Source organism: Streptomyces sp. NPDC028331 (genome assembly GCF_055565775.1).
Map to the genome: position 1 here is coordinate 136,408 of NZ_JBVHTR010000016.1, position 19,805 is coordinate 156,212.

16 protein-coding genes are annotated in these 19,805 nt (G+C 72.6%); 9 read left to right on the forward strand and 7 right to left on the reverse strand.

The genetic code is table 11. The features are described 5' to 3' along the window. Positions 1-120: 120 nt before the first annotated feature. The 7 genes from ACZ4SW_RS23720 to ACZ4SW_RS23750 all read left to right on the forward strand — a co-directional run bounded on the left by ACZ4SW_RS23720 (position 121) and on the right by ACZ4SW_RS23750 (position 8,811). The gene (locus ACZ4SW_RS23720; RefSeq protein ID WP_468248610.1) at positions 121-1,245 is read left to right on the forward strand and encodes an NADH:flavin oxidoreductase; all 1,125 of its coding nucleotides are present in this window, start codon (positions 121-123) and stop codon (positions 1,243-1,245) included. A 235-nt stretch (positions 1,246-1,480) separates the two neighbouring features. Continuing rightward, positions 1,481-3,022, forward strand: coding sequence for a carboxylesterase/lipase family protein (locus ACZ4SW_RS23725; protein ID WP_468248617.1), 1,542 nt, complete (start codon positions 1,481-1,483; stop codon positions 3,020-3,022). 84 nt (positions 3,023-3,106) lie between these two features. Further along, positions 3,107-3,889 carry an alpha/beta fold hydrolase gene (locus tag ACZ4SW_RS23730; RefSeq protein WP_468248623.1) on the forward strand — a complete coding sequence of 261 codons (783 nt, stop codon included), beginning with the start codon at positions 3,107-3,109 and terminating at the stop codon, positions 3,887-3,889. 81 nt (positions 3,890-3,970) lie between these two features. Next, on the forward strand, positions 3,971-5,116 hold the full coding sequence (locus ACZ4SW_RS23735) for an FUSC family protein (RefSeq protein WP_468248631.1): 1,146 nt from the start codon (positions 3,971-3,973) through the stop codon (positions 5,114-5,116). 85 nt (positions 5,117-5,201) lie between these two features. After that, positions 5,202-5,846 carry a DedA family protein gene (locus ACZ4SW_RS23740; protein ID WP_468248636.1) on the forward strand — a complete coding sequence of 215 codons (645 nt, stop codon included), beginning with the start codon at positions 5,202-5,204 and terminating at the stop codon, positions 5,844-5,846. 416 nt (positions 5,847-6,262) lie between these two features. Continuing rightward, positions 6,263-7,528 carry a ricin-type beta-trefoil lectin domain protein gene (locus ACZ4SW_RS23745; RefSeq protein WP_468248643.1) on the forward strand — a complete coding sequence of 422 codons (1,266 nt, stop codon included), beginning with the start codon at positions 6,263-6,265 and terminating at the stop codon, positions 7,526-7,528. A gap of 80 nt (positions 7,529-7,608) precedes the next feature. Continuing rightward, positions 7,609-8,811, forward strand: a complete 1,203-nt coding sequence (locus ACZ4SW_RS23750) for a glycoside hydrolase family 64 protein (protein WP_468248650.1) — start codon at positions 7,609-7,611, stop codon at positions 8,809-8,811. A gap of 58 nt (positions 8,812-8,869) precedes the next feature. Here ACZ4SW_RS23750 and ACZ4SW_RS23755 read toward each other — a convergent pair whose 3' ends face one another. The 3 genes from ACZ4SW_RS23755 to ACZ4SW_RS23765 form a co-directional block, all read right to left on the reverse strand. Further along, positions 8,870-10,273 (reverse strand): PTS transporter subunit EIIC, encoded by a 1,404-nt coding sequence (locus tag ACZ4SW_RS23755; protein WP_468248658.1) that lies wholly within the window; start codon positions 10,271-10,273, stop codon positions 8,870-8,872. 79 nt (positions 10,274-10,352) lie between these two features. Continuing rightward, a complete protein-coding gene (gene murQ / locus ACZ4SW_RS23760; RefSeq protein ID WP_468248666.1) occupies positions 10,353-11,288 on the reverse strand; it encodes an N-acetylmuramic acid 6-phosphate etherase in 936 nt (311 codons plus the stop codon). A 52-nt stretch (positions 11,289-11,340) separates the two neighbouring features. Then, the gene (locus ACZ4SW_RS23765; RefSeq protein WP_468248674.1) at positions 11,341-12,279 is read right to left on the reverse strand and encodes a MurR/RpiR family transcriptional regulator; all 939 of its coding nucleotides are present in this window, start codon (positions 12,277-12,279) and stop codon (positions 11,341-11,343) included. Between the two features lie 55 nt (positions 12,280-12,334). Between ACZ4SW_RS23765 and ACZ4SW_RS23770 the strand changes: the two genes are divergently transcribed. Together ACZ4SW_RS23770 and ACZ4SW_RS23775 are read left to right on the forward strand one after the other, a co-directional pair. Beyond that, positions 12,335-12,718, forward strand: coding sequence for a hypothetical protein (locus ACZ4SW_RS23770; RefSeq protein ID WP_468248681.1), 384 nt, complete (start codon positions 12,335-12,337; stop codon positions 12,716-12,718). Next, positions 12,715-13,035 carry a DUF4031 domain-containing protein gene (locus ACZ4SW_RS23775; RefSeq protein ID WP_468248688.1) on the forward strand — a complete coding sequence of 107 codons (321 nt, stop codon included), beginning with the start codon at positions 12,715-12,717 and terminating at the stop codon, positions 13,033-13,035. Before ACZ4SW_RS23770 ends, ACZ4SW_RS23775 begins: the two co-directional genes overlap by 4 nt. Here the strand turns inward: ACZ4SW_RS23775 and ACZ4SW_RS23780 are convergent. The 4 genes from ACZ4SW_RS23780 to ACZ4SW_RS23795 form a co-directional block, all read right to left on the reverse strand. Then, positions 12,983-14,050, reverse strand: a complete 1,068-nt coding sequence (locus ACZ4SW_RS23780; protein WP_468248695.1) for a GNAT family N-acetyltransferase — start codon at positions 14,048-14,050, stop codon at positions 12,983-12,985. The genes ACZ4SW_RS23775 and ACZ4SW_RS23780 overlap by 53 nt on opposite strands. 103 nt (positions 14,051-14,153) lie before the next feature. Beyond that, a complete protein-coding gene (locus ACZ4SW_RS23785; RefSeq protein WP_468248703.1) occupies positions 14,154-18,662 on the reverse strand; it encodes an HD domain-containing protein in 4,509 nt (1,502 codons plus the stop codon). A 13-nt stretch (positions 18,663-18,675) separates the two neighbouring features. Then, positions 18,676-19,038 carry a Pepco domain-containing protein gene (locus tag ACZ4SW_RS23790; protein ID WP_468248711.1) on the reverse strand — a complete coding sequence of 121 codons (363 nt, stop codon included), beginning with the start codon at positions 19,036-19,038 and terminating at the stop codon, positions 18,676-18,678. Between the two features lie 98 nt (positions 19,039-19,136). After that, the gene (locus ACZ4SW_RS23795; RefSeq protein WP_468248720.1) at positions 19,137-19,781 is read right to left on the reverse strand and encodes an HD domain-containing protein; all 645 of its coding nucleotides are present in this window, start codon (positions 19,779-19,781) and stop codon (positions 19,137-19,139) included. Positions 19,782-19,805: the final 24 nt, after the last annotated feature.

A 19,805-nucleotide genomic window follows, 5' to 3' on the forward strand; every position in this document is an offset into this window, starting at 1 on the left:
CACGCGGGCGTCCCGCCCGACGGGGAATGTGGGGCGGCGCATAGATGGTTGCTTCAGAAGCTGCAACAATGCGCGCGCACATACCAGTCGGTTAACACAGCGATCCGAGGAGCCCCTCACGTGACCGTCACCACCCCCGCCTCCCGCGCGGCCCAGATCCTGTCCCGTCCCATCGCGCTGGGCGGCCTCACCGTCCCGAACCGGATCGTGATGGCGCCGATGACCCGCATGTTCTCCCCGGGCGGCATCCCCGGCGAGGACGTGCGCTCCTACTACGCGCGCCGCGCCGCCGCCGGCGTCGGGCTGATCGTCACCGAGGGCACGTACGTGGGTCACGAGTCGGCCGGCAACAGCGGGCGCGTGCCCCGGTTCCACGGCGAGGAGCAGCTCGCGGGCTGGGCGAAGGTCGCCGAGGACGTGCACGCGGCGGGCGGCACGATCGTCCCGCAGCTGTGGCACATCGGCATGGTCCGCAAGGACGGCGACGCCCCGTACCCGGACGCCCCCGCGATGGGCCCCTCCGGCCTGGTCACGGCGGGTGCCGAGCCCACCGGCAGGGCGATGACCCAGCAGGACCTGGACGACGTCATCGCCGCGTTCGCCCAGGCCGCCGCGGACGCCGAGCGCATCGGCTTCGACGGCGTGGAGATCCACGGCGCCCACGGCTACCTCGTCGACCAGTTCCTGTGGGAGGGCACCAACCGCCGCACGGACGCGTACGGCGGCGACCCCGTGTCCCGCACCAGGTTCGCGGCCGAGATCGTCGCGGCCGTCCGCGAGCGGGTGTCCCCCGACTTCCCGGTCCTCTTCCGCTACTCGCAGTGGAAGCAGCAGGACTACACCGCCCGGCTCGCCGAGAGCCCCGAGGAGCTGGAGGCGATCCTCACCCCGCTCGCTGCGGCGGGCGTCGACGCCTTCCACGCCTCCACGCGCCGCTACTGGCTCCCCGAGTTCGAGGGCTCGGACCTCAACCTCGCGGGCTGGACGAAGAAGATCACCGGCAAGCCGTCGATCACGGTCGGCTCGGTGGGCCTGGACGGCGACTTCATCGGTGCGTTCCAGGGCGAGGGCGCGCAGGTCAAGGGCATCGACAACCTCCTGGACCGGCTGGAGTCGGAGGAGTTCGACCTGGTGGCGGTGGGCCGGGCGCTGCTCCAGGACCCGGAGTGGGCGAAGAAGGTGCTGGAAGGGCGCTTCGACGCCCTGAGCGCGTACGACGCGGCGTCGCTGAAGACCCTGCACTGACGCGGACGCAGTGGCCGCACAGCCCCGCGCCCTTCGAGGGCCGCGGGGCTGTGCGGTGTGCGGCTGCGCAGGCGCAGGTCTCCGAGGCCAAGGCGTAGAGTGCCACCGATCATCAGGTCGGGCGGTCGCCGTCCTGCCCGCGAGAGCGGGACGGCGGCCGCCCGGCCGCCCGTACACCCTGCTCCACCGGCACCCGGACGAGGGGGCCGGCCCGGCAACCAGTGAGGGGTCACAGATGACGACAGCCGAGTCCCGCAGGCCGGCCACCGACGACGAGCCGGGGCCCGTGGTGCGCACCGCGGGCGGCGCGGTGCGCGGGCGCCGGGAGGACGGCCTCGCCGTGTTCCGCGGCATACCGTTCGCCGAGCCGCCGGTGGGGGAGGCCCGCTTCCAGGCGCCGCGCCCGGCACGGGCCTGGGAGGGCACGCGGGAGGCGGACGCGTTCGGGCCGCCGCCCCCGCAGGAGGCCGGCATCGGCTTCCCGGACAGGACCCTGGGCGACGACTGGCTGACCGTCAACGTCTGGACGCCCGACCCCGATCCGGCCGCCCGCCGCCCCGTGATGGTGTGGATCTACGGCGGCGCCTACAAGTTCGGCCACGGGGGCAGCCCCGGCTACGACGCCCGGCACCTCGTCCGCGACGGCGACCTCGTGGTCGTCACCTTCAACTACCGCGTCGGCGTCGAGGGCTTCGCCCGCATCGAGGGCGCCCCCGCCAACCGCGGTCTGCTGGACCAGGTCGCGGCCCTGGAGTGGGTGCGGGACAACATCGAGGCCTTCGGCGGCGACCCGCAGCAGGTCACCGTCTTCGGCGAGTCGGCGGGGGCGGGGTCGATCGCCGCGCTGCTGGCCATGCCCCGCGCGGCCGGACTGTTCCGGCGGGCGATCGCCCAGAGCGTGCCGGGCACGTACTTCTCCGACGAACTGGCCCGCGACCTCGCGACCGCCATCGCCGCCGAGGCGGGCCTGCGCCCCACGGCCGCCGACCTGTCGGCCGTGGCCCCGCGCCAACTGACCGACGCCGGCCAGGCGCTGGGCGCGAAGATGCTCCAGTACCAGGACCGCTGGGGGCAGGTCGCGCCCACGGTGACCCCCTTCTCGCCGGTCGTCGACGGCGAGGTGCTGCCCACCACGCCCTGGCGGGCGCTGGCGGCCGGCGCGGCCCGGGACGTCGAGCTGGTCACCGGGCACAACCGGGAGGAGTACCAGCTCTTCCTGGTCCTCGGCGACATGCTCGGCCGGATCACCGACGAACAGGTGACGGGAGCCCTGCGCCTGTTCGCACCGGGCCCGGACGGCGAGGCCGCCTACCGTGCCGCGTTCCCCGACGCCACGCCCGACGAACTGTACGAGCGGGTCCAGTCCGACTGGCTGTTCCGCATGCCCACCCTGCACCTGGCCGAGGCGCAGGTGGCCGGGGGCGGCCGCGCGTACGCGTACGAACTGACCTGGCCCGCCCCGGGCGGCGGAGGCGTCCTGCGCGCCTGCCACGGCCTGGACATCCCGCTCCTCTTCGGCACGTTCACGTCGGATCTCGGCGCCCTGCTGTTCGCGGGCGTGGAGCCCGGCCCGGAGGCCGAGGCCCTGGCCTCCCACTTCCGCGCGTCCTGGACGACGTTCGCGAGGACGGGCGACCCGGGCTGGCCGGCGTACGACACCGAGCGCCGGCTGGTGCAGGTGCTGGACGCGGACCCGACGGTCACCGCGTACCCGGAGGAGACGTCGCGGCGCATCTGGGCGGGGTACGAGTTCCCCGCACTGCCGCTGCTGGCCTGAACGCCCTTGGTGCACGATGAAGTTGGCGAGCGCGCCCGGAATACGGTCCGCAGCCTGCCGCGTTGGCCGATCATGACGCTGCGCTTGACACTCCCGAACGGCACCCACCTCGCCTACGAGTCCACGGGCGAGGGCCCGCTCGCCGTGTACGCCCACGGCCTGCTGCTGAGCCGGCAGGCCGAGGCGGACCTGGGCCTGTTCGGCTGGGCGGCGGTCGAAGCCCTGCCAGGCCGCCGCTTCGTGCGCTACGACGCCCGGGGACACGGCGAGTCGGGCGACCGCCCGCACGCCGACGACTACACCTACCCCCGGTTCGCCGACGACCTGCTGGCGCTCATGGACCGTCTGGACGGCGGGCGGCCCGTGGCGGGCATGGGCGACTCGCTGGGCTGCGCCACCGTGCTGACCGCGGCGGTGCGCGCACCCGAGCGGTTCGACCGCCTGGTGCTCATGATCCCGCCGACGGCGTGGGAGACCCGGCCCGCCCAGGCGGAGCTGTACCGCACTCTCGCCGACGTCACGGACAAGGAGGGCGTGGAGGGCTTCGCGGCGGCTCTGGCGGGCGCGCCGGTGCCGGAGTCCCTCGTCGGCGCACCGGGCTACCCGCCGCGGTCGCTGGGCGCGCACCCCGAGACGCTGCCGGCACTGCTGCGCGGGGCGGCGGCCTCCGACCTGCCCGCCCGGGAGGAGATCGCCCGTCTCACCCAGCCCGCGCTGATCCTCGCCTGGAGCGGTGACCCCGGACACCCGGTCTCCACGGCGGAGCGACTCGCCGAGCTGCTGCCCGACGCGCGGCTGCACGTCTCGCACAACCCCGCCGACATCGCGACCTGGGACGAGCGCATCGCGGACTTCCTGCGGGAATAGCTCCGCACGCACCCGGCACCGGGCGCGAGCAGGCACGGGAAAGCGGGCATTCATCGCGAGCCCCGTGGCACCTGGGTTGCCATGAGTGGCAAGCGAACGGTGATCCAGCCGGTGGGGCACTGGCTGCAGACGGCCGGCCAGGCGGTGCGGCGGGCCTGGAAGGGGCCCGGCCGGGAGCGCGACATCGTCATCCAGGCGCTGAAGGCGGCACTGGCCGCCTGGGTGGCCTGGGCCGTGGCGGGCTGGTGGCTCAAGGCCCCGGTGGCCTTCGTGGCGCCCTGGGTGGCGATCGTCCTGGTGGAGTCGACGGTGTACCGGTCGATCGCGCGCGGGCTGCAGCAGCTCGCGGCGATCGCCACCGGCACGGTCGTGGCGACGGCGGCGGCCCTCCTGCTGCACGACACGATGACCGCCATGGCGCTGGTGCTGCCCACGGTCGTCCTGCTGGGCCACTGGCAGCGCCTGGGCAGCCAGGGCATCTACGCGGCCACCGGCGCCCTGTTCGTCCTGACCAACGGGCAGGTCACCGTCGCCACCTCCGGTGCCCGGATCGCCGAGGCGACCTTCGGCGCCCTGGTCGGCATCGCCGTCAACGCGCTGATCCGGCCCCCGGTCTACCTGCGCGACAGCCGCGCGGCCCTCCAGGACGCCGCGGGCGAGGCCCACGACATCCTCGAGGCGGTGGCCGACGGGCTGGCCGAGGACCGGTGGGACGCCGACGAGGCCGCCGGCTGGCACGAGCGCGCGCTGCGCCTGGAGCGTCTGGTGGACCAGGCGCGCTCCGCGGTCGGCTGGAGCCGGGAGAGCATGCGGATCAACCTCCGCCGCCGCTCCCGCGCGCTCTCCGCGCCGGGCAAGGACTACGACGACGCGGTGGTGGTCCTCGACTACGCCGCCGTGCACACCGCCGGTGTCACCCGGGCCGTCCTGGAGGCCGCGCACGAGGACCGGCCGGTGGCCCGCCCGGACCCGTCCGTCGCCCGCCGCTACGCGGACTTCCTGCGCCGGACCGCGCAGGCGCTCCAGCTCTACTGCCAGAGCCGCTTCGGCAGCCGGGACGACCACGAGCTGCGCGAAGCCGTGCGGACGCTGCGCGACACGCACGAGGAACTGCGCCGGCACCTGACCCGCTCGGTACCGGACGACCCCGGCGAGATCGCCACCTACGGCACCCTGCTCACCCAGGCGCGCCGCCTGGTCGACCAACTCGTCGCCACGGAGCCGTGACGCCCGCCCGCCCGGGACGCGCGGGCGTGCAGGACCATGGAAACCGGTGCCGACAGCTCATGCCCAGCCGCACGGGAGACCGCCGATGACACAGCCCCCGCTTCCCGGAGTCCTGGCCGACGTCGCCCCGATCCTGGACCACTGGGGCTACCTGGCGGTCGCCGGTCTGGTGTTCATCGAGGACTTCGGCGTGCCCGTGCCCGGCGAGACGGTCCTGATCGTCGCCGCCGTCTACGCGGGCGCCGGCCGGCTGAACATCGTCCTGGTGGCGGTCATCGCCTTCTGCGCCGCCGTGCTCGGCGACAACGTCGGCTACGCCATCGGCCGCTTCGGCGGCCACCGGCTCGTCGAGCGCTTCGGCCGCTACGTGCTGCTCACCCCGGCCCGCGTCGAGAAGGCGGAACGCTTCTTCACCCGGCACGGCGGCAAGGTGGTCACCGTCGCCAGGTTCATCGAGGGTCTGCGCCAGGCGAACGGGATCATCGCCGGGCTGGCCGGGATGCCCTGGCGCCGTTTCCTGATCTTCAACTCCGTGGGCGCGGCCCTGTGGGTCGGCGCCTGGGTCACCTTCGGCGGCCTGGCCGGAGTCCACCTGAACACCCTGTATCCGGCGATCCAGCGCTACGAGCTGTACGTGCTGGTCGCCATGGCGGTGGTGATCCTGGCCGTCATCGGCCGCCACCTGTACCACCGCCGCCACCGCGACGCGGAGCGGCAGCCGGAGCAGTGAGTGGGCGGCGGCGGACCGTGGCGGCCGTCGAGCGGGTGTCCTTACGCGTCGTCGCGGCGGCACCTCACTGCGGATGCCGCCCGCGCGGACGCGGACCGTCGAGGCGGGCAGTCCGTCGCGCCCCCTGGCGCACCACTCCGACCCGCCCGCAGGGCCGCTCTGGTTAAGTGCGGCTTAAACACTGCTTAAGCCGCCTTCAGTCTCCGCCCGTATCCCAAGTAACCGCAGGTCAGGCGGTTTTGGGGGTGCACGGGACAGGTTGGCCGAGGCAACGGTCGTGCGTACCATCGGGGTCCACCCACGGCTCCACGCAGTCGAGAGAGCGCTCTCAAAAAGAGCGCTCCGCCTCCTCGCCTGCGCCCCGCCGTACGGACGGAACAACCCGCATCCCCCACAGACAAGGTGTCATCTCAGCCATGGCAGCTCATCGCGCTCGTCGGTGGACGCTGGGCGGACTGGTCCTGCTGGTCGCCTCCGCACTCGCCGCAGCCGTCCTCATCACGACCGGCCCCGTCACGAACCGGGCCAGCGCCGCGACTGCTGCGGTGACCTGGTCCGACGACTTCGACGGCAGCGCCGGAAGCGCGCCGGATCCCGCCAAGTGGACGCTCGAGACCGGTGGTTCCGGCAACGGCAACCACGAACTGCAGTACTACACGGCGGGCAACCGGAACGCCGCCCTCGACGGCGACGGCCACCTGGTGATCACTGCGCGCAAGAACACCGATCCCGGGTTGCAGTGCTGGAACGGGCCCTGCCAGTACACCTCGGCCAGGCTCAACACGGCCCGGAGCTTCACCCAGGCGTACGGCCACTTCGAGGCCCGCATCAAGATCCCCCGCGGCCGGGGGGTCTGGCCGGCCTTCTGGATGCTCGGCGACAACCTCGGAAGCGTGGGCTGGCCCGACAGCGGGGAGATCGACGTCATGGAGAACGTCGGTCACGAGCCCGGCGTGGTCCACGGCACCATCCACGGCCCCGGCTACTCCGGCTCCGGCGGCATCGGCGCCGCGTACACCCTTCCGGGCGGCAAGGCGTTCGCCGACGACTTCCACGTCTTCGCGGTCGACTGGAGCCCGACGGCGATCACCTGGTCGGTGGACGGCCACGCCTACGAGACGCGCACGCCGTCCGACCTCGGTGGCAAGAAGTGGGTCTACGACCACCCGTTCTTCCTCATCCTGAACCTCGCCGTCGGCGGCGACTGGCCCGGCAGCCCCGACGCCACCACCTCCTTCCCGCAGACCATGGTCGTCGACTACGTCCACGTCTCGACCTCCGGCACGGGCGGCCCGACCGGCACGACCGGCGCCATCAAGGGCATCGGCGGGATGTGCGTCGACGTCGCCGGCGCTTCGACGGCGGACGAGACCCCGATACAACTGCACAACTGCACCGGCGCCGACGCCCAGAAGTGGACCCTGGGCAGCGACGGCACCGTCCGCGCCCTGGGCAAGTGCCTCGACGTGCGCGGCGGTTCCACCGAGAACGGCGCCCCCGTCCAGCTCTACACCTGCAACGGCAGCAAGGCCCAGCAGTGGACCTACACCGCCGCCCACGACCTGACCAACACCGGCGCGGACAAGTGCCTGGACGCCAAGGACAATTCGGCGGCCGACGGAACCCGGCTGCAGATCTGGACCTGCGGCGGCACCCCCAACCAGAAATGGACCGTGGGCTGACCGCGCACGGCAGACGGACCACCCCACCCCATCCCCCCACTCGCCTCCCCGAGGCACCCGCACCAAGGAAGGCACGGCACATGGCACCACGTCACCAGCGCAACCTCACCCGCCGCAAACTGTTCATCGCCCTGGGCGGAGCGGCGGTCGCAGCGCCCGCCGTCGCGGCCCTGGGCCCCTACGCCCTCGCCGGGACGACGGACAACCGTACGAAGGCCGCCGCGGCGGGAGCGCTCCCGCTGACGATCGTCAACAACAGCGGCTCGTTCGACAACGCCTCGGTGCACGTCTACATCGTGGGCAACCAGGACGGGAAGCAGGTACGGGTCACCCCTGACGGCACCCTGGCTCCGATAGCCCTGTCCGACAACGGCGCGGACGGCTTCACCGACTACGCCATCTCCCTGCCCGCCGCCGGAGAGGCCCGCCTCACGCTGCCCCACATGTCGGGCCGCATCTACGTGTCGCTCGGGCAGAAGCTGAAGTTCAAGGTCGTCAAGGACGGCAACGGAAACCCGGCACTGCAGTACCCCGCCGGCTGGGTGACCTCCGACCCCAACTACCGCGTGCTGCACGACTGCGCCGAGTTCACGTACAACGCCTCGGGCATGTTCTGCAACACGACCATGGTCGACATGTTCAGCGTACCGATGAGCATCCGGCTGACCGGGGCCAAGGACCAGACCACGGGCACCCTGCGCGACGGCGGCCGGGCTTCGGTGTTCAGTGCGGTCAAGCAGGTCGCGGAGTTCGCCCCCCTGGTCGTCGACGACCTCCGCGTCATCGCTCCCGGACACGGCCTGGACGCGGGCCTGTTCCCCAAGGACTACTTCGCCCCGTACATCGACCAGGTGTGGAGCACCTACACCGGGAAGGACCTCACGGTCACCACCGACGCCGGCACCTTCAGGGGCCGGGTGCGCGCCGACAAGCTCATCTTCGACGGTCCGGCGCCGGTCGCCTTCAGCAAGCCGTCCACCCGCGACGTCCTCTTCTGCGACGGCAACCTCGCCGCGCCGAACGACGGCACCACCGGTCCCGTCGCCGCCGTCCTGGGCGCCGGCTTCAACCGCTCCACCCTGCTCGGCAACCCCGTCCAGCCGGTCACCGACGCCTCGGCCTTCTACCGGACCGCCCTCACCAACCACTACGCGAAGGCCGTGCACGCGGCGACCCGGGACGGCAAGGCCTACGGCTTCGCCTTCGACGACGTCGCCGACTTCGCCTCCTACATCCAGGACACCGCACCCACCGGGGTCCGGCTGACCCTGACGCCGTTCTAACGGACCTCGCGCACGCTGAACCCCACCAGGCGGCGCTCGTGTCGACGGGGGCGACGGGCTACGTCCGCCGCGCGAAGCCGAAGAGGTAGGTGGCCGCGAAGCCCACCGCGTACCCCGTCAGCAGCCCGCCCCCGTAGATCGCCGCCGTCACCCCCGGCCCCCTGTTCCCCGCCAGCAGCGGAAACAGCGCCCAGCCGGACGGTCCGATCGCCGTCGCCCCCACCTTGTAGCCGAGCATCGCGAAGCCGCCGACGAACGCTCCGCCCGCCGCCCCGCCCACACACGCCGTGAGGAACGGGCGGCCGAGCGGCAGCGACACCCCGTAGATCAGGGGTTCGCCCACGCCGAGCAGGCCCGCCGGGAGGGCCGAGCGGATCGTCGTACGCAGGGAGAGGTCGTGGCGGAGGCGGACGTAGACCGCCAGGGCCGCGCCCACCTGGCCCGCGCCCGCCATCGCCAGGAGGGGGAGCAGGACCGTGGAGCCCTGCTGTTCGATGAGGGTGGTGTGGATCGGGATCAGGGCCTGGTGCAGGCCGAGCATCACCAGGGGGAGGAACAGGCCGCCGAGCGCCAGGCCCGCGAGAGCGCCCGTCGTCGACAGCAGCCAGTTCGCCGTCGCGCCGAGGGCGCTCGCCGCCGCTCCGGCCGCGTACATCAGGACGTACAGCGTCACCAGGCCGGGGACCAGGACCGTGAGCGTCGGGGTCAGCAGGACGTCCAGGGTGGCCGGGACCCAGGTGCGGCACCACTTCTCGACGTACGTCGCCAGGAGCGCGGCGGCCAGGGCGCCCAGCACGCCGCCCTGGCCCGGGGAGAGCGCCGTCCCGAGCACCGTGACCTTGGCGACCCCCGGGTACACCACGACCGCCGCCACCGCCCCGCCCAGCACCGGAGTGCCGCCGAACTCCTTCGCCGTGTTGTGGCCCACGAAGACCGCGATCAGGGCCATGAAGGCGGAGGACAGGGCGGTGAGGGCGGGGGTGAGGGACGGCAGCAGGCGCAGGTTCAGGAGCAGGCCGGCCGCGCCCGCGATGACGCCGCAGCCGATGAGGGCCGGGATCAGCGGGACGAAGACGTTCGCCACGCGGCGCAGGAGGATCTTGCCGGGCGTGGCGTTGCGCCGCCGCCGGGCCTCCTGCAACGCTGCCGCCCGGGCAGCCGGCTCTCCGGCCGACGCGGCTTCCCGGGGGGCCGGTCCCTCGGCGCTCGTGCGGAGGAGGGCCTCGAACTCCGCCGTGACCTGTGCGGCCCTCCCCGGTCCCAGCACGATCTGGTACGTGTCGTCGTCCACCACCCCCAGCACCGCGGGAAGCGCGCGCAGGGCTCCCTCGTCCACGAGGGAGCGGTCGGCCAGGCCCAGCCGCAGCCGGGTCATGCAGTGGGCGACGGAGGTGACGTTCGCGGGGCCGCCGACCAGGGGGAGCAGGGCGGCGGCCGTGGCGGCGTATGAGGTACTGGGCACGGGTCGAGGGTGCGGCCCCCGGGCGGTACCGGGGTGGGCGCCGCGCGGAGACCTCCGCCGCACTCCACCGAAAGGCGGCTCAGCCGGCCGACTTCTCCAGCGCCGCGCGCAGATGCCCTCCGCTCTCGGTGAGGAGACGTTTCGCCGTCGGGCCGTCCACGCCGCCCAGGATGGTGAGGATCGCGTCCTTGACCTCGCCGTCCGTGGTCGCGAGAGCACGCTCGATCTCCTCGTCGCTCGCGCCCGTCGCCAGCGCCACGATGCGGTGGGAGCGGGCGCGCAGCTTGTCGTTGGAGGCGCGGACGTCGACCATCAGGTTCCCGTACGTCTTGCCGAGGCGGATCATCGTGATCGTCGAGAGCATGTTGAGGACCAGCTTCTGCGCCGTGCCCGCCTTCAGCCGTGTCGAGCCGGTCAGCAGTTCGGGGCCGACGACGATCTCGATGCCGTGGTCGGCGGCCGCCGCGAGCGCGCTGTCCGCGTTGCAGGACAGGCCGACCGTCAGCGCCCCGCGCGCCCGGGCGTGCTCCACCGCGCCGACCGCGTAGGGCGTGCGCCCCGACGCCGAGACGCCCACCACCGTGTCACGCTCCGTCAGCGTCAGCGCGTCGAGGTCCTCGGCCGCCAGCTCCCGGGAGTCCTCGGCGCCCTCGACCGACGTCACCATGGCGCCGGGGCCGCCCGCGATCAGGCCCACGACCTGGGAGGGGTCCGTGTCGAAGGTCGGCGGGCACTCGGACGCGTCCAGGACGCCGAGCCGCCCGGCGGTTCCGGCGCCCGCGTAGACGAGCCGGCCGCCGCGGGCCATCCGCTCGGCGATGGCGTCGATCGCGGCGGCGATCTGCGGCAGCCGCGCGGCGACCGCGGCCGGCACGGTCGCGTCCTCGCCGTTCATGAGCCTCGCGATCTCCAGCGTCGGCAGCCGGTCGATCTCCGCCAGCTCGGGCCGGAACGCCTCGGTGGTCAGCGTCTCCAGCTCGGCGCGGAGATCGCGGGGGTCGGACGTGGAGGTCATGGGGTGGCTCGTTTCCGGTGCGGCACTGTTCTGGGAGGAGGAGGGGAGACGGCTAGCGCTTCGTTCCGCCCCGTGGGCGGTGACGGTGCGCCAACGCCTCGTACGAGGCGGCCAGCGCCGGTGCCGCCGTCTCGTACGTCCGTTGCGCCACCCCCACGAACAGGCAGTCCACCACCAGCAGTTGGCCCGTGCGGGACGACATCGCGGCCGGTCGCAGCTCGCTCTCGCGGGCGGTGGAGGTGGTCAGGACGTGGTCGGCGTACTGCGAGACCGGCCCGTGCGGGCGCCCGGTGATCGCGACGGTGGTCGCGCCGTGCTCGAAGGCGACCCGCAGCGGCTCGATGACGTCGCCGGTGGAGCCGGAGTGCGTGATCGCGACCGCGACGTCCTTGGGGCGGAGCTGCACGGCGTTGGTGACGGCGAGGTGCGGGTCGCTGTGCGCATGGGCTATGAGCCCTATCCGCAGCAGCTTCTGCACCAGGTCCTGGGCGACGAGCCCGGAGGCCCCGATGCCGTACACGTCGACGCGGCGGGCGGCGGCGAGCGCGGTGACGGCGGCGCCGAGCTGCACGGTGTCGAGCCCGGCCGCCGTGTCGGCGAGGGTCTGCTGTTCGTCGTGGGCGAGCTTGGCGACGACGTCCGCGATGGGATCGTCCACCGCGATGTCCGCGGTCACGGACGGGGCGCGGCCGGACTGCTGTTGGGCGGCCAGGCCGGCGAGGGCGAGCCGCAGGTCCCGGTAGCCGGGGTAGCCGAGCAGGCGGGCCGTGCGGACGACGGTGGCCTCGCTGGTGCCGGTCCGTTCGGCGAGGCCGGTGACCGTGAGCGCCGCGCAGCCCGCCGGGTCCCCGGCGACGGCCTCGGCGACGCGCTGCATCGACCGGGTCATGGTCGGCGCGAGGGTGCGCACCTTGGCGGCGAGCGCGGCGGGGGCGGGTGGCACCTCCGAGCCCGTCGGCCCGGCGAAGATTTCCTTCACGTCGCGGGTCACATGTGAAAGCTATTTTCGATTCGGCCGTCCGGTCAAGAGTGCGCACAATAGGGGCATGGATCCCATCAGTCCCCTGGAGCAGGCCCTGCACGCGGCGCGCGCCCTGGTGCTCGCGGACCTGATCGCGGGCGAGGTCGCCCAGGCGGACGTGGTCTCGCTGGTCGAGGACTCCGTGGCCCAGCGGCGATGGTGGGTCGAGCAGTGGCCGGACGGCGCCGACTATGTGGCGGGTCTGGTCGCGCAGGACGTCCAGGACGCGCTCCTGGAGCGGTACGGCCGCTGGCCGTTGTGCCCGGTCTGCGGCTCGGGCGACCCGCACGCCCTGGACGTCGAGCCGGAACTGGGGCCCAACCCGCACTGGGTGTGCCCCAAGGCCGGGGTGAAGGTCGCGGCGCTGGGGTCGCTGGGCAGGGCGACCGGCGGAATGGCGTCCTCGTGACGGTCTACGTCGACCCGCCCGCCTGGCCGGGGCACGGCCGCCTGTGGTCCCATCTGATCAGCGACGTCTCGTACGACGAACTGCACGCGTTCGCCGAGAAGCTGGGCGTACCGCGCCGGGCCTTCGAACGCGACCACTACGACCTGCCGTCGGGCCGCTACGCCGACGCGGTGGCCGCCGGTGCGGTGGAGGTCTCCAGCCGCGAGGTGGTCCGGCTGCTGCACGCGTCCGGACTGCGCCGGCGCAAGGGGCACGAGCCGGGGCTCAGCGGTGCAGCACGTACGCGTACGTCTCCTCGTCCTCACTCACCCGGGTGAAGCCGGCCCGGGTTATGACGCCCTGCGACGGGGTGTTCGTCCGCTCGATGGTGGCGAACAGGGTGCCGACGTCGTCCCTGGCCAGCGCCCACGCGGACAGCGCGCGCAACGCCTCGGTGGCGTAGCCGTGGCCGCGGGCGCCCTCGACCAGGTCGTAGCCGACCTCCGCGCGCCCCTCCTCGTCCGGGGCTCCGTGGAAGCCCATGCTCCCGATCGCGCGCCCGTCGTCTTTCCGGACGAGCACGAAGACACCCCACTCCGGCCGGTGCACCCCCGCCTCGTACGCCTTCACGAGCATCCCGGCGGCTTCCCGCGTGCCGTCGAAGGGCGCGCCGTCGAGCCATTCGAAGCCTCCGGTGCCGCCCAGGCGCAGATCGGTGGCGGCCGCCGGGGTGACGCCCTGAAGGGTGAGCCGCTCGGTGGGGACGACGATGTTGTTGGTCCAGCGCCACTCGGTGACCGGCTCACGCCCCGGCAGGTCGCCGCGGCCCGTGGCCCACAGGAGCGTCGGCCAGGGCTCGGGGCCGGGCCGTACGTGCGGGAACAGCCGCATGAGCAGGTCCTCGCACAGCTCGTCGGGCGGCGCGTAGGCGAGCCCGAGGCCCTCGGCGATGTCGTGGGTGTGCAGCACGACCTCGGCGATGCCCATCGCCGCGAATCCCTCGCGGTCCGCGCTGCGGAACGGGTACGGGTGGAAGGCGCGCACCTCGCGGGGCGTGGTGGCGACGGCGGCGGCGAGCAGCGCACCCGTCGTCTCGATCACCTGCAGCAGGCCGGAGTTGTCCGTGCCCTCCTCAAGGGTGATGTCGAAGGGAACGTAGTCGTCCTGCGCACGCCCCGCCAACTGCCCGGCGTAGGCGATGAGATCGCTGGTGATGTGCTCGACGGTGGCCCGGCAGCTCCACTCCAGCCGCCCCGCCCGCACCCCGTCCCAGTCCCGCTCCGCGGCCGTCCGCAGCAACTCCACGGCCCCCGCGACGGCTTCCGTCACCCGTTCCCCGCCCATGCTTCGCATTCCGGTCAGCATAGGTGTTCGTGCCCGGGCCCGCCCCGGAATAGTCCGTTGCCCGCCACGCCGGACGGAGGGGTGTTCTCCGTCCCGGGACGGCCGGACGGGATCAGCGGCGGGTGAACCATGTCTCGGCGTCGTGCCGGAAGCCGAGTTCCGTTGCCCTGGCGGCCACCTGGCGGAAGGGGCGCTGCACCATGATGGCGGCGGCGGCGATCTCGGCCAGTTTGACGGTGCGGCCCTTCCCGTGGACGGAGTCGCCGCCTGGACCGGCGGGGGCGAAGGAACGCATCAGGACAAGGTCGTAGGCAGGATCATCGTCGCACTTCGCCACCTGATCCAGCCCCTTCAGCACGGCTCTGAGCGAAGCGACGGAGACATCGGCCAGGGTGGCGGCGACGCGGAGGCGGGTGGCGATGACGGAGGGCAGCCCGGACCGGTCCTGGTTCCCCGGCACGGTCCTCGCCGCCAGGCCGCGCAAGGAGCCCCCGGGACCGCCGGCTCCGTCGCGCGGCACGTCGAAGAGCGCGAGTGCCCGGACCGCATCGCGAGGCGAAGGGCCTTCCGGTGACCGCTCATAGGTCTGCAGGGTGGGAGTGGGGCCGTTGAAGTCGCGCAGCGCCGGGCGCCAGGCCGATCGCCCGGTCGCGAAGACGTCCCGTACCGCCGACGACACGGAGAAGCCCAGCCTGACCAGCCGCTCCGTCGCGGCCTTCGGCCGGAGGTTCTCATGCCCGGCCGCACGCCGGATCTCGTCCGGGGTCGCCTTGGACGCTCGAGCACGTGACGTCGGCAGGGCCGCGGACTGGTTGAGCAGTGCCCAGGCGAGGTTCCGGTCCGTGGAGTCGATGTCGCCCGGGTCGAGGAGGCAACCCGGGACTCGATCGGGGAGCACATAACCCAGCTCGTGCAGGCGCGCGGCTGCGGCGGCAGGGTCTTCTTGGACGTAGAGGTGCGCGAGGGGCACGCATGCGCCCGGTGGGAGGAGGGCTTCCGGGAGGATTTTCCTCCTGTCCAGCGAGAGCAGGGGCAGGTCCTCGGCGGTTGCCGCCGCGAGCCTGCCGAGAGGCACCACGTCGTAGCCCAGCCGGTTCAGTCGTTCGGCGACCTCGCCGACGCCGCATCGCATCCGTGCCGCCGTGACGAGCGCCTCTTGCGCCGACACCGGCCGGTGGTCGGGCCGCCAGAAGGGGAGCGTGTCGAACTCCACGAGCCCCACGGGCTCGCTGTCCTCCGGGTAGGAGAGGCCCTGGGCACCGACGCCGTGCCGCCGTCTGCGGGCGAACCGCGCACTGACGCTGGACAGGTAATCGTCCCAGCTGTCCCTGTCCTGAAGCCCGCCGAGGGACAGCAGCTCCATGTCGGACGGTCTGGCGATGGGGAGGGGATCGGTCGCCTGCTCCGGATGCAGCGCGCGCAGCCGCCACCGGACGACGGGTTCCGGCATGCAGAGAATCATCAGGGCGGCGACGATGTCGTGATGGCTGCCGGCCCACGGGCAGGTGCCGGTGACGGCCGGGAGCAGCAGGAGGTCGGCGGGGAAGTACCCGGTTCTGCGTGGGTCGAGTGTCCAGTCCTGGCACTTCCAGAAGATGCCCTTCCGCGATGCCCGGTCGGTGATCTCGTCGGCCAGGACGGAGTCCTCGTCGTGCACGCGCTGCAGCCACGAAGGAGTGAGGAAAGCCGGGTGGTCGACCAAGTCGTCGACGGCGGCCACGCACCGGTCGTGCACCAGCTTCTCGTCGTAATGCAGGAGGCTCTTGCGGTCGACCGAAAGCGTCGCCTGCTCCGCGTGGAGGTTGACCACTCTTCCGAACAGGTTCTTGTCGGCGGAGATGCCGTCCACGAGCACGGGCACCTCGCCCCGGGCCCACCACATGCCCTGCCCGGCGGCCTCGACCGTTTCCGTCCGTGCCGTGCGGGTGAACAAGCCACGCGTTGAGGCGACGGTCCAGGAAGAGCTCTGTCTGCTCCAGACGTAGGGGGTGGGGTCCGACGTGAGGTCGAAGGTGCGGCGTGAACCGCGTTGCGGGGGGTCGGAGGACCACTGCCATGGTCGGAGGTCCCGCACCTTGTCGTCCGCCAGCACTCCCGGCGCCCATTGGCGGATCTGTCGCCCGTCGTGGGCCTCTACCCGATACGGAGACACCCACAGGTATTTGTGCAGCTCCTCCCCACTGGACGGCAGCTCCCGTCCCGCGCTCCCGTAGAGCCGGACGGTCGTCCCCGCGTCGGTTCCGGGACCCAGATCCTCCACCCGGAACAGGTTCCCCGGCCCGGCGATCGTCACCTTCAGCACCCTGCCCGGCCGCCCCGCACGGTCCAACCGGCATGTCGTGACGGTGATCTCGTCGGCGATCATGAAGTAGCTCAGGACGCCGAGCCCGAATCGGCTCACCGGATGCAGCTCGATCGGCGGATCGAGGGACGCCCACAGCGCCGCCTCCTCCGTGTACTCCGGGAGATCGACGAAACGGGAGCCGCCGCGGGAGAAGGAGCGGCTGAGTTCCGTGTAGCCCATTCCGATGCCGTTGTCGGAGCATTCGAGGTATGGGCGGTCGGCGTCGTCGGTCCCCTCGGTGAAGAGGACCCTGCCCTGCCAGTCGACGTCCGTCCCGGTACGCCGCAGGTACTCCGTACGAGCGGACCGGTACCGCAACGCGTCCAATGCGTTCTGGTACAGCTCCCGGATCGCCAGCCCCCGCTCGCCGTAGAGCTGTTCGCCCATGAGGAGTTCCTGGACGCGGTCGTCGGCGAGTCGGAACCTGATTCCGGCGGAGAGTTCCGCCGGGGTCGCGGCGCTGAGGCGCACCAGTTGGGCGTCCGCGTACGCGGGCAGCGAGGCCAGCGGAGCCAGGGAGCCGCCGTCGCGCCATGACTGCTTGTGGATGTCGCGCAGCAGGGCGTCGACGGTCTCGGAGTGGTGGCGGAGGGCCAGTTCGACGGCCGGGTGCTCGCACAGGGCGCTGAGCGACCGGCCGGCGCCGGAGGCCAGCCAGTGCGATCGGCGGACGGTCGTGCGCAGCGCCTTCAGTGAGACACCGTCGGAGATGCCGAGATGCTCCACGAGGACCTCGGGCAGGTCGGCCGGGTCGATGGCCAAGGCGTGGGCGGCCTTGAAGAGCGCGGAGACCAACCGCTCGCGGACCGTGTGTTCGTAGGGCGTACCGGCGGCGACGGGGCGCTCGTCGACGAGGGCGGTGTTGCGGGCGGTGCCCGGTGCCGCGCCCGGCGCGACGCGCTGTTCCCTGAGGTGGGACAGCAGACGTGAGGCAGACAGTTCCGCACTGGTCCAGTAGGGCAGGGACGCGACGTCGGCGCACGTCAGGAAGGTGGGCGTGAATGCCTCCGGCTGCTGGACGAGCCAGCGGTGAAGGCCCCACCAGCGGATGTCCCGCGCGGCTTGCGACGAGCCTTGGTCCAGGGTGCGCAGTCGGCGGTCCAGGCGGGAGAACTCCTGGAGGAACTGGCTGAGTTCGTCATCGGCGAGTCCCCGTCGGGCCGCGTGCGAGGCCCAGTGCGCCTGCGCGGCGTAGGGCAGCAGCGACAGCAGGGCCGCCTCGGTCGGGGACAGCCGCGTCCCGGCGGTCAGCCGCAGCAGCAGGAACCCCATGCGCTCCGTCGTGCGCTGTGCCAGCTCCCGGTCGTACCAGGGGTCCTCGGCCAGTGACCTCTCTGCCGCGGTTCGGAGTGCGGCGAAGTGGGCGGCGAGACGTTCGGCGACGTCCTTCAGCAACGTGACGGCCGTCGCCTGGGCGGGGTCGGTGAGCTTCCAGGCCACGTGCTGAACGACCGCCTCGGCCCAGGTCAGTTCCGCGCCGGTCGCCGGCGCGGTTCCCTCCAGCGGAGGGAAGATCACGAAGTCGTCCTGGTCGTCCTCGGTGAGGATGCGGACACGCTGCGGGCGTCCCGGTTTGCCGTAGGCGGTGTGGAGCGCGTTGATGCGGCTCTGGGCCGCGCTCCGGAGCTCGCGCAGACTGCTCACCGGCCCGCCGAGCAGCTCGCTGACCGCCCGGGAGAAGAGACTGAAGGACTCCCGCGGCCCGGTGCCCACCTCACAGCCGTCCCGGACGCTCTCGGTGTCCCGCACGAAGCGGGCCACTTCCGCCTGTGAGCACGCGTACACGTACGCCACCTTGCGGCGCAGCGTGGCGGCGACCCGCCGGTCGCTCCAGGCCGCGGTGCCCATGGTGTCACCCATGGTGTCGCGCTGGATGCCCTCGCGGCAGGCGTCGATCAGGAAGACCACCTGGTCGGCGCTGCTGTTCTCCAGCTCGTCCCGCCAGTCGATCTCGACGCAGCCGCTGGTGAACGTGGACAGCTCGGGCCGGATGTCCTGGGGCACCAGATAGTCCTTGCCCTCGGAGTGGACGCCATGGCCGCTGAGCATGATGAGTAGCCGGTCGCCGCGCTTGGCGCCGGCGAGGAAGCCTGCCACCTCGCCGTTGATCACATTGGGCGTGAACCACGGGGCCCGGACCAGATGCACCTGGTGGAAACCGCGCTTGGCGAGTGCCGCCCCCATGAGCTCCAAGTCCTCCGGAATGAAGGGCAGGGAGCTGATACCAGGGGCTTCGTACTGTGCGACCCCGATGAGCAGGGCCTTGTAGCGCACCACCGCGGCACCGCTGTCAGGACGGTCGCCTGAACACGAGTGTCAGGCCGCGGGTGCCCTGAATCTGCCCGGTGCCGATGAGCTGGATGCCACCGCCGGCGGTGACCTGGAAGGACAGCTGGGCCTCGGCCAGCGGGAGAGTGCCGCCGCGCGCCGCGGCATCCGCGAAGAGCTGCTGCAGGGCGTCGACGGTGTCGGCGAGGTTCTTGCGCAGCGGGCCCAGCGGGACGGACCTGAGGACCGGTTCGCCGTCCCCGCGCCCCCGCCCGCCGAAGAGTCCCATCGTGTCGTCGCCGGAGCCGTCGCCGCCCCCGCTCTCCTCGGTCACCGTGACCCAGAACGGAAGGCTCGGCTCACCGAGCTCGTTCGCGTGCTCCATCCCCCAGCCCTTCCCCCGTAACACTGACGTGTCACCAACCTTAGACGCGTGGGAGGGAGTTGAGGAGACGGACCAGAAATGTTTCCAGGGTGACCGCGCTAGGCGCCGAGCAGATCCAGCTCCGACCGCACGTTGTAGCGGGCCGTCGCCTCCCACCTCTCCTGCCCGTACGGGGTGCGGAACAGCCGTGGCAGGCCGAGGAGCCGGCGCAGAACCTCCGCGCGGCCCTCGCGGAACGCCTCGGTCGGCACGAAGTGGTACTCCTCGCGGACGGCCGCGGTGTAGGCGGCGTACGCCGACGGGGGCGAGGCGAGGATCGCGAGGTCCGCGTCGCACAGGACCTGGCCGTTGCGGTCGTCGTCGGCGGGGTCGTGGGTGACGGTGAGGCGCACCAGCCGGGCGACCTCGGCGGTCCGCTCCTCGGGCACCTCTGCCTCGGTCAGCGCGCGCTCGGCGAGACGCGCCGACCGCTCCTCGTTCTCCGACCGCTCCGGCAGGTACACGGCGTCGTGGAACCAGCCCGCGAGGCGCACCGCGTCCGGGTCGTCCGCGTACTCCTGGAGCACGTCGACGCGCTCCAGGACCGCCGCCAGGTGCTCCACCGTGTGGTACCGGCGCTGCGGCTCCGACCAGCGGCGCAGCAGGTTGTCGGCGTACGGCGCGGGATCGGGCCCGGCGGCGCCGCCGCGCACCGCGAGCAGGGTGCGCCGCCAGTTCTCACGCAACGCGTCGAGGTCGGTCATGGGGGCATTCTCCCGTGTTCACCT

Excerpts from the sequence above, each read along its gene's own strand:
- ACZ4SW_RS23725 (WP_468248617.1), top strand. The coding sequence starts at position 1,481 with ATGACGACAGCCGAGTCCCGCAGGCCGGCCACCGACGACGAGCCGGGG.
- ACZ4SW_RS23735 (WP_468248631.1), top strand. The coding sequence starts at position 3,971 with ATGAGTGGCAAGCGAACGGTGATCCAGCCGGTGGGGCACTGGCTGCAG.
- ACZ4SW_RS23740 (WP_468248636.1), top strand. The coding sequence starts at position 5,202 with ATGACACAGCCCCCGCTTCCCGGAGTCCTGGCCGACGTCGCCCCGATC.
- ACZ4SW_RS23745 (WP_468248643.1), top strand. The coding sequence starts at position 6,263 with ATGGCAGCTCATCGCGCTCGTCGGTGGACGCTGGGCGGACTGGTCCTG.
- ACZ4SW_RS23750 (WP_468248650.1), top strand. The coding sequence starts at position 7,609 with ATGGCACCACGTCACCAGCGCAACCTCACCCGCCGCAAACTGTTCATC.
- murQ (WP_468248666.1), bottom strand. The coding sequence starts at position 11,288 with ATGACCTCCACGTCCGACCCCCGCGATCTCCGCGCCGAGCTGGAGACG.
- ACZ4SW_RS23770 (WP_468248681.1), top strand. The coding sequence starts at position 12,335 with ATGGATCCCATCAGTCCCCTGGAGCAGGCCCTGCACGCGGCGCGCGCC.
- ACZ4SW_RS23780 (WP_468248695.1), bottom strand. The coding sequence starts at position 14,050 with ATGCGAAGCATGGGCGGGGAACGGGTGACGGAAGCCGTCGCGGGGGCC.
- ACZ4SW_RS23790 (WP_468248711.1), bottom strand. The coding sequence starts at position 19,038 with ATGGAGCACGCGAACGAGCTCGGTGAGCCGAGCCTTCCGTTCTGGGTC.
- ACZ4SW_RS23795 (WP_468248720.1), bottom strand. The coding sequence starts at position 19,781 with ATGACCGACCTCGACGCGTTGCGTGAGAACTGGCGGCGCACCCTGCTC.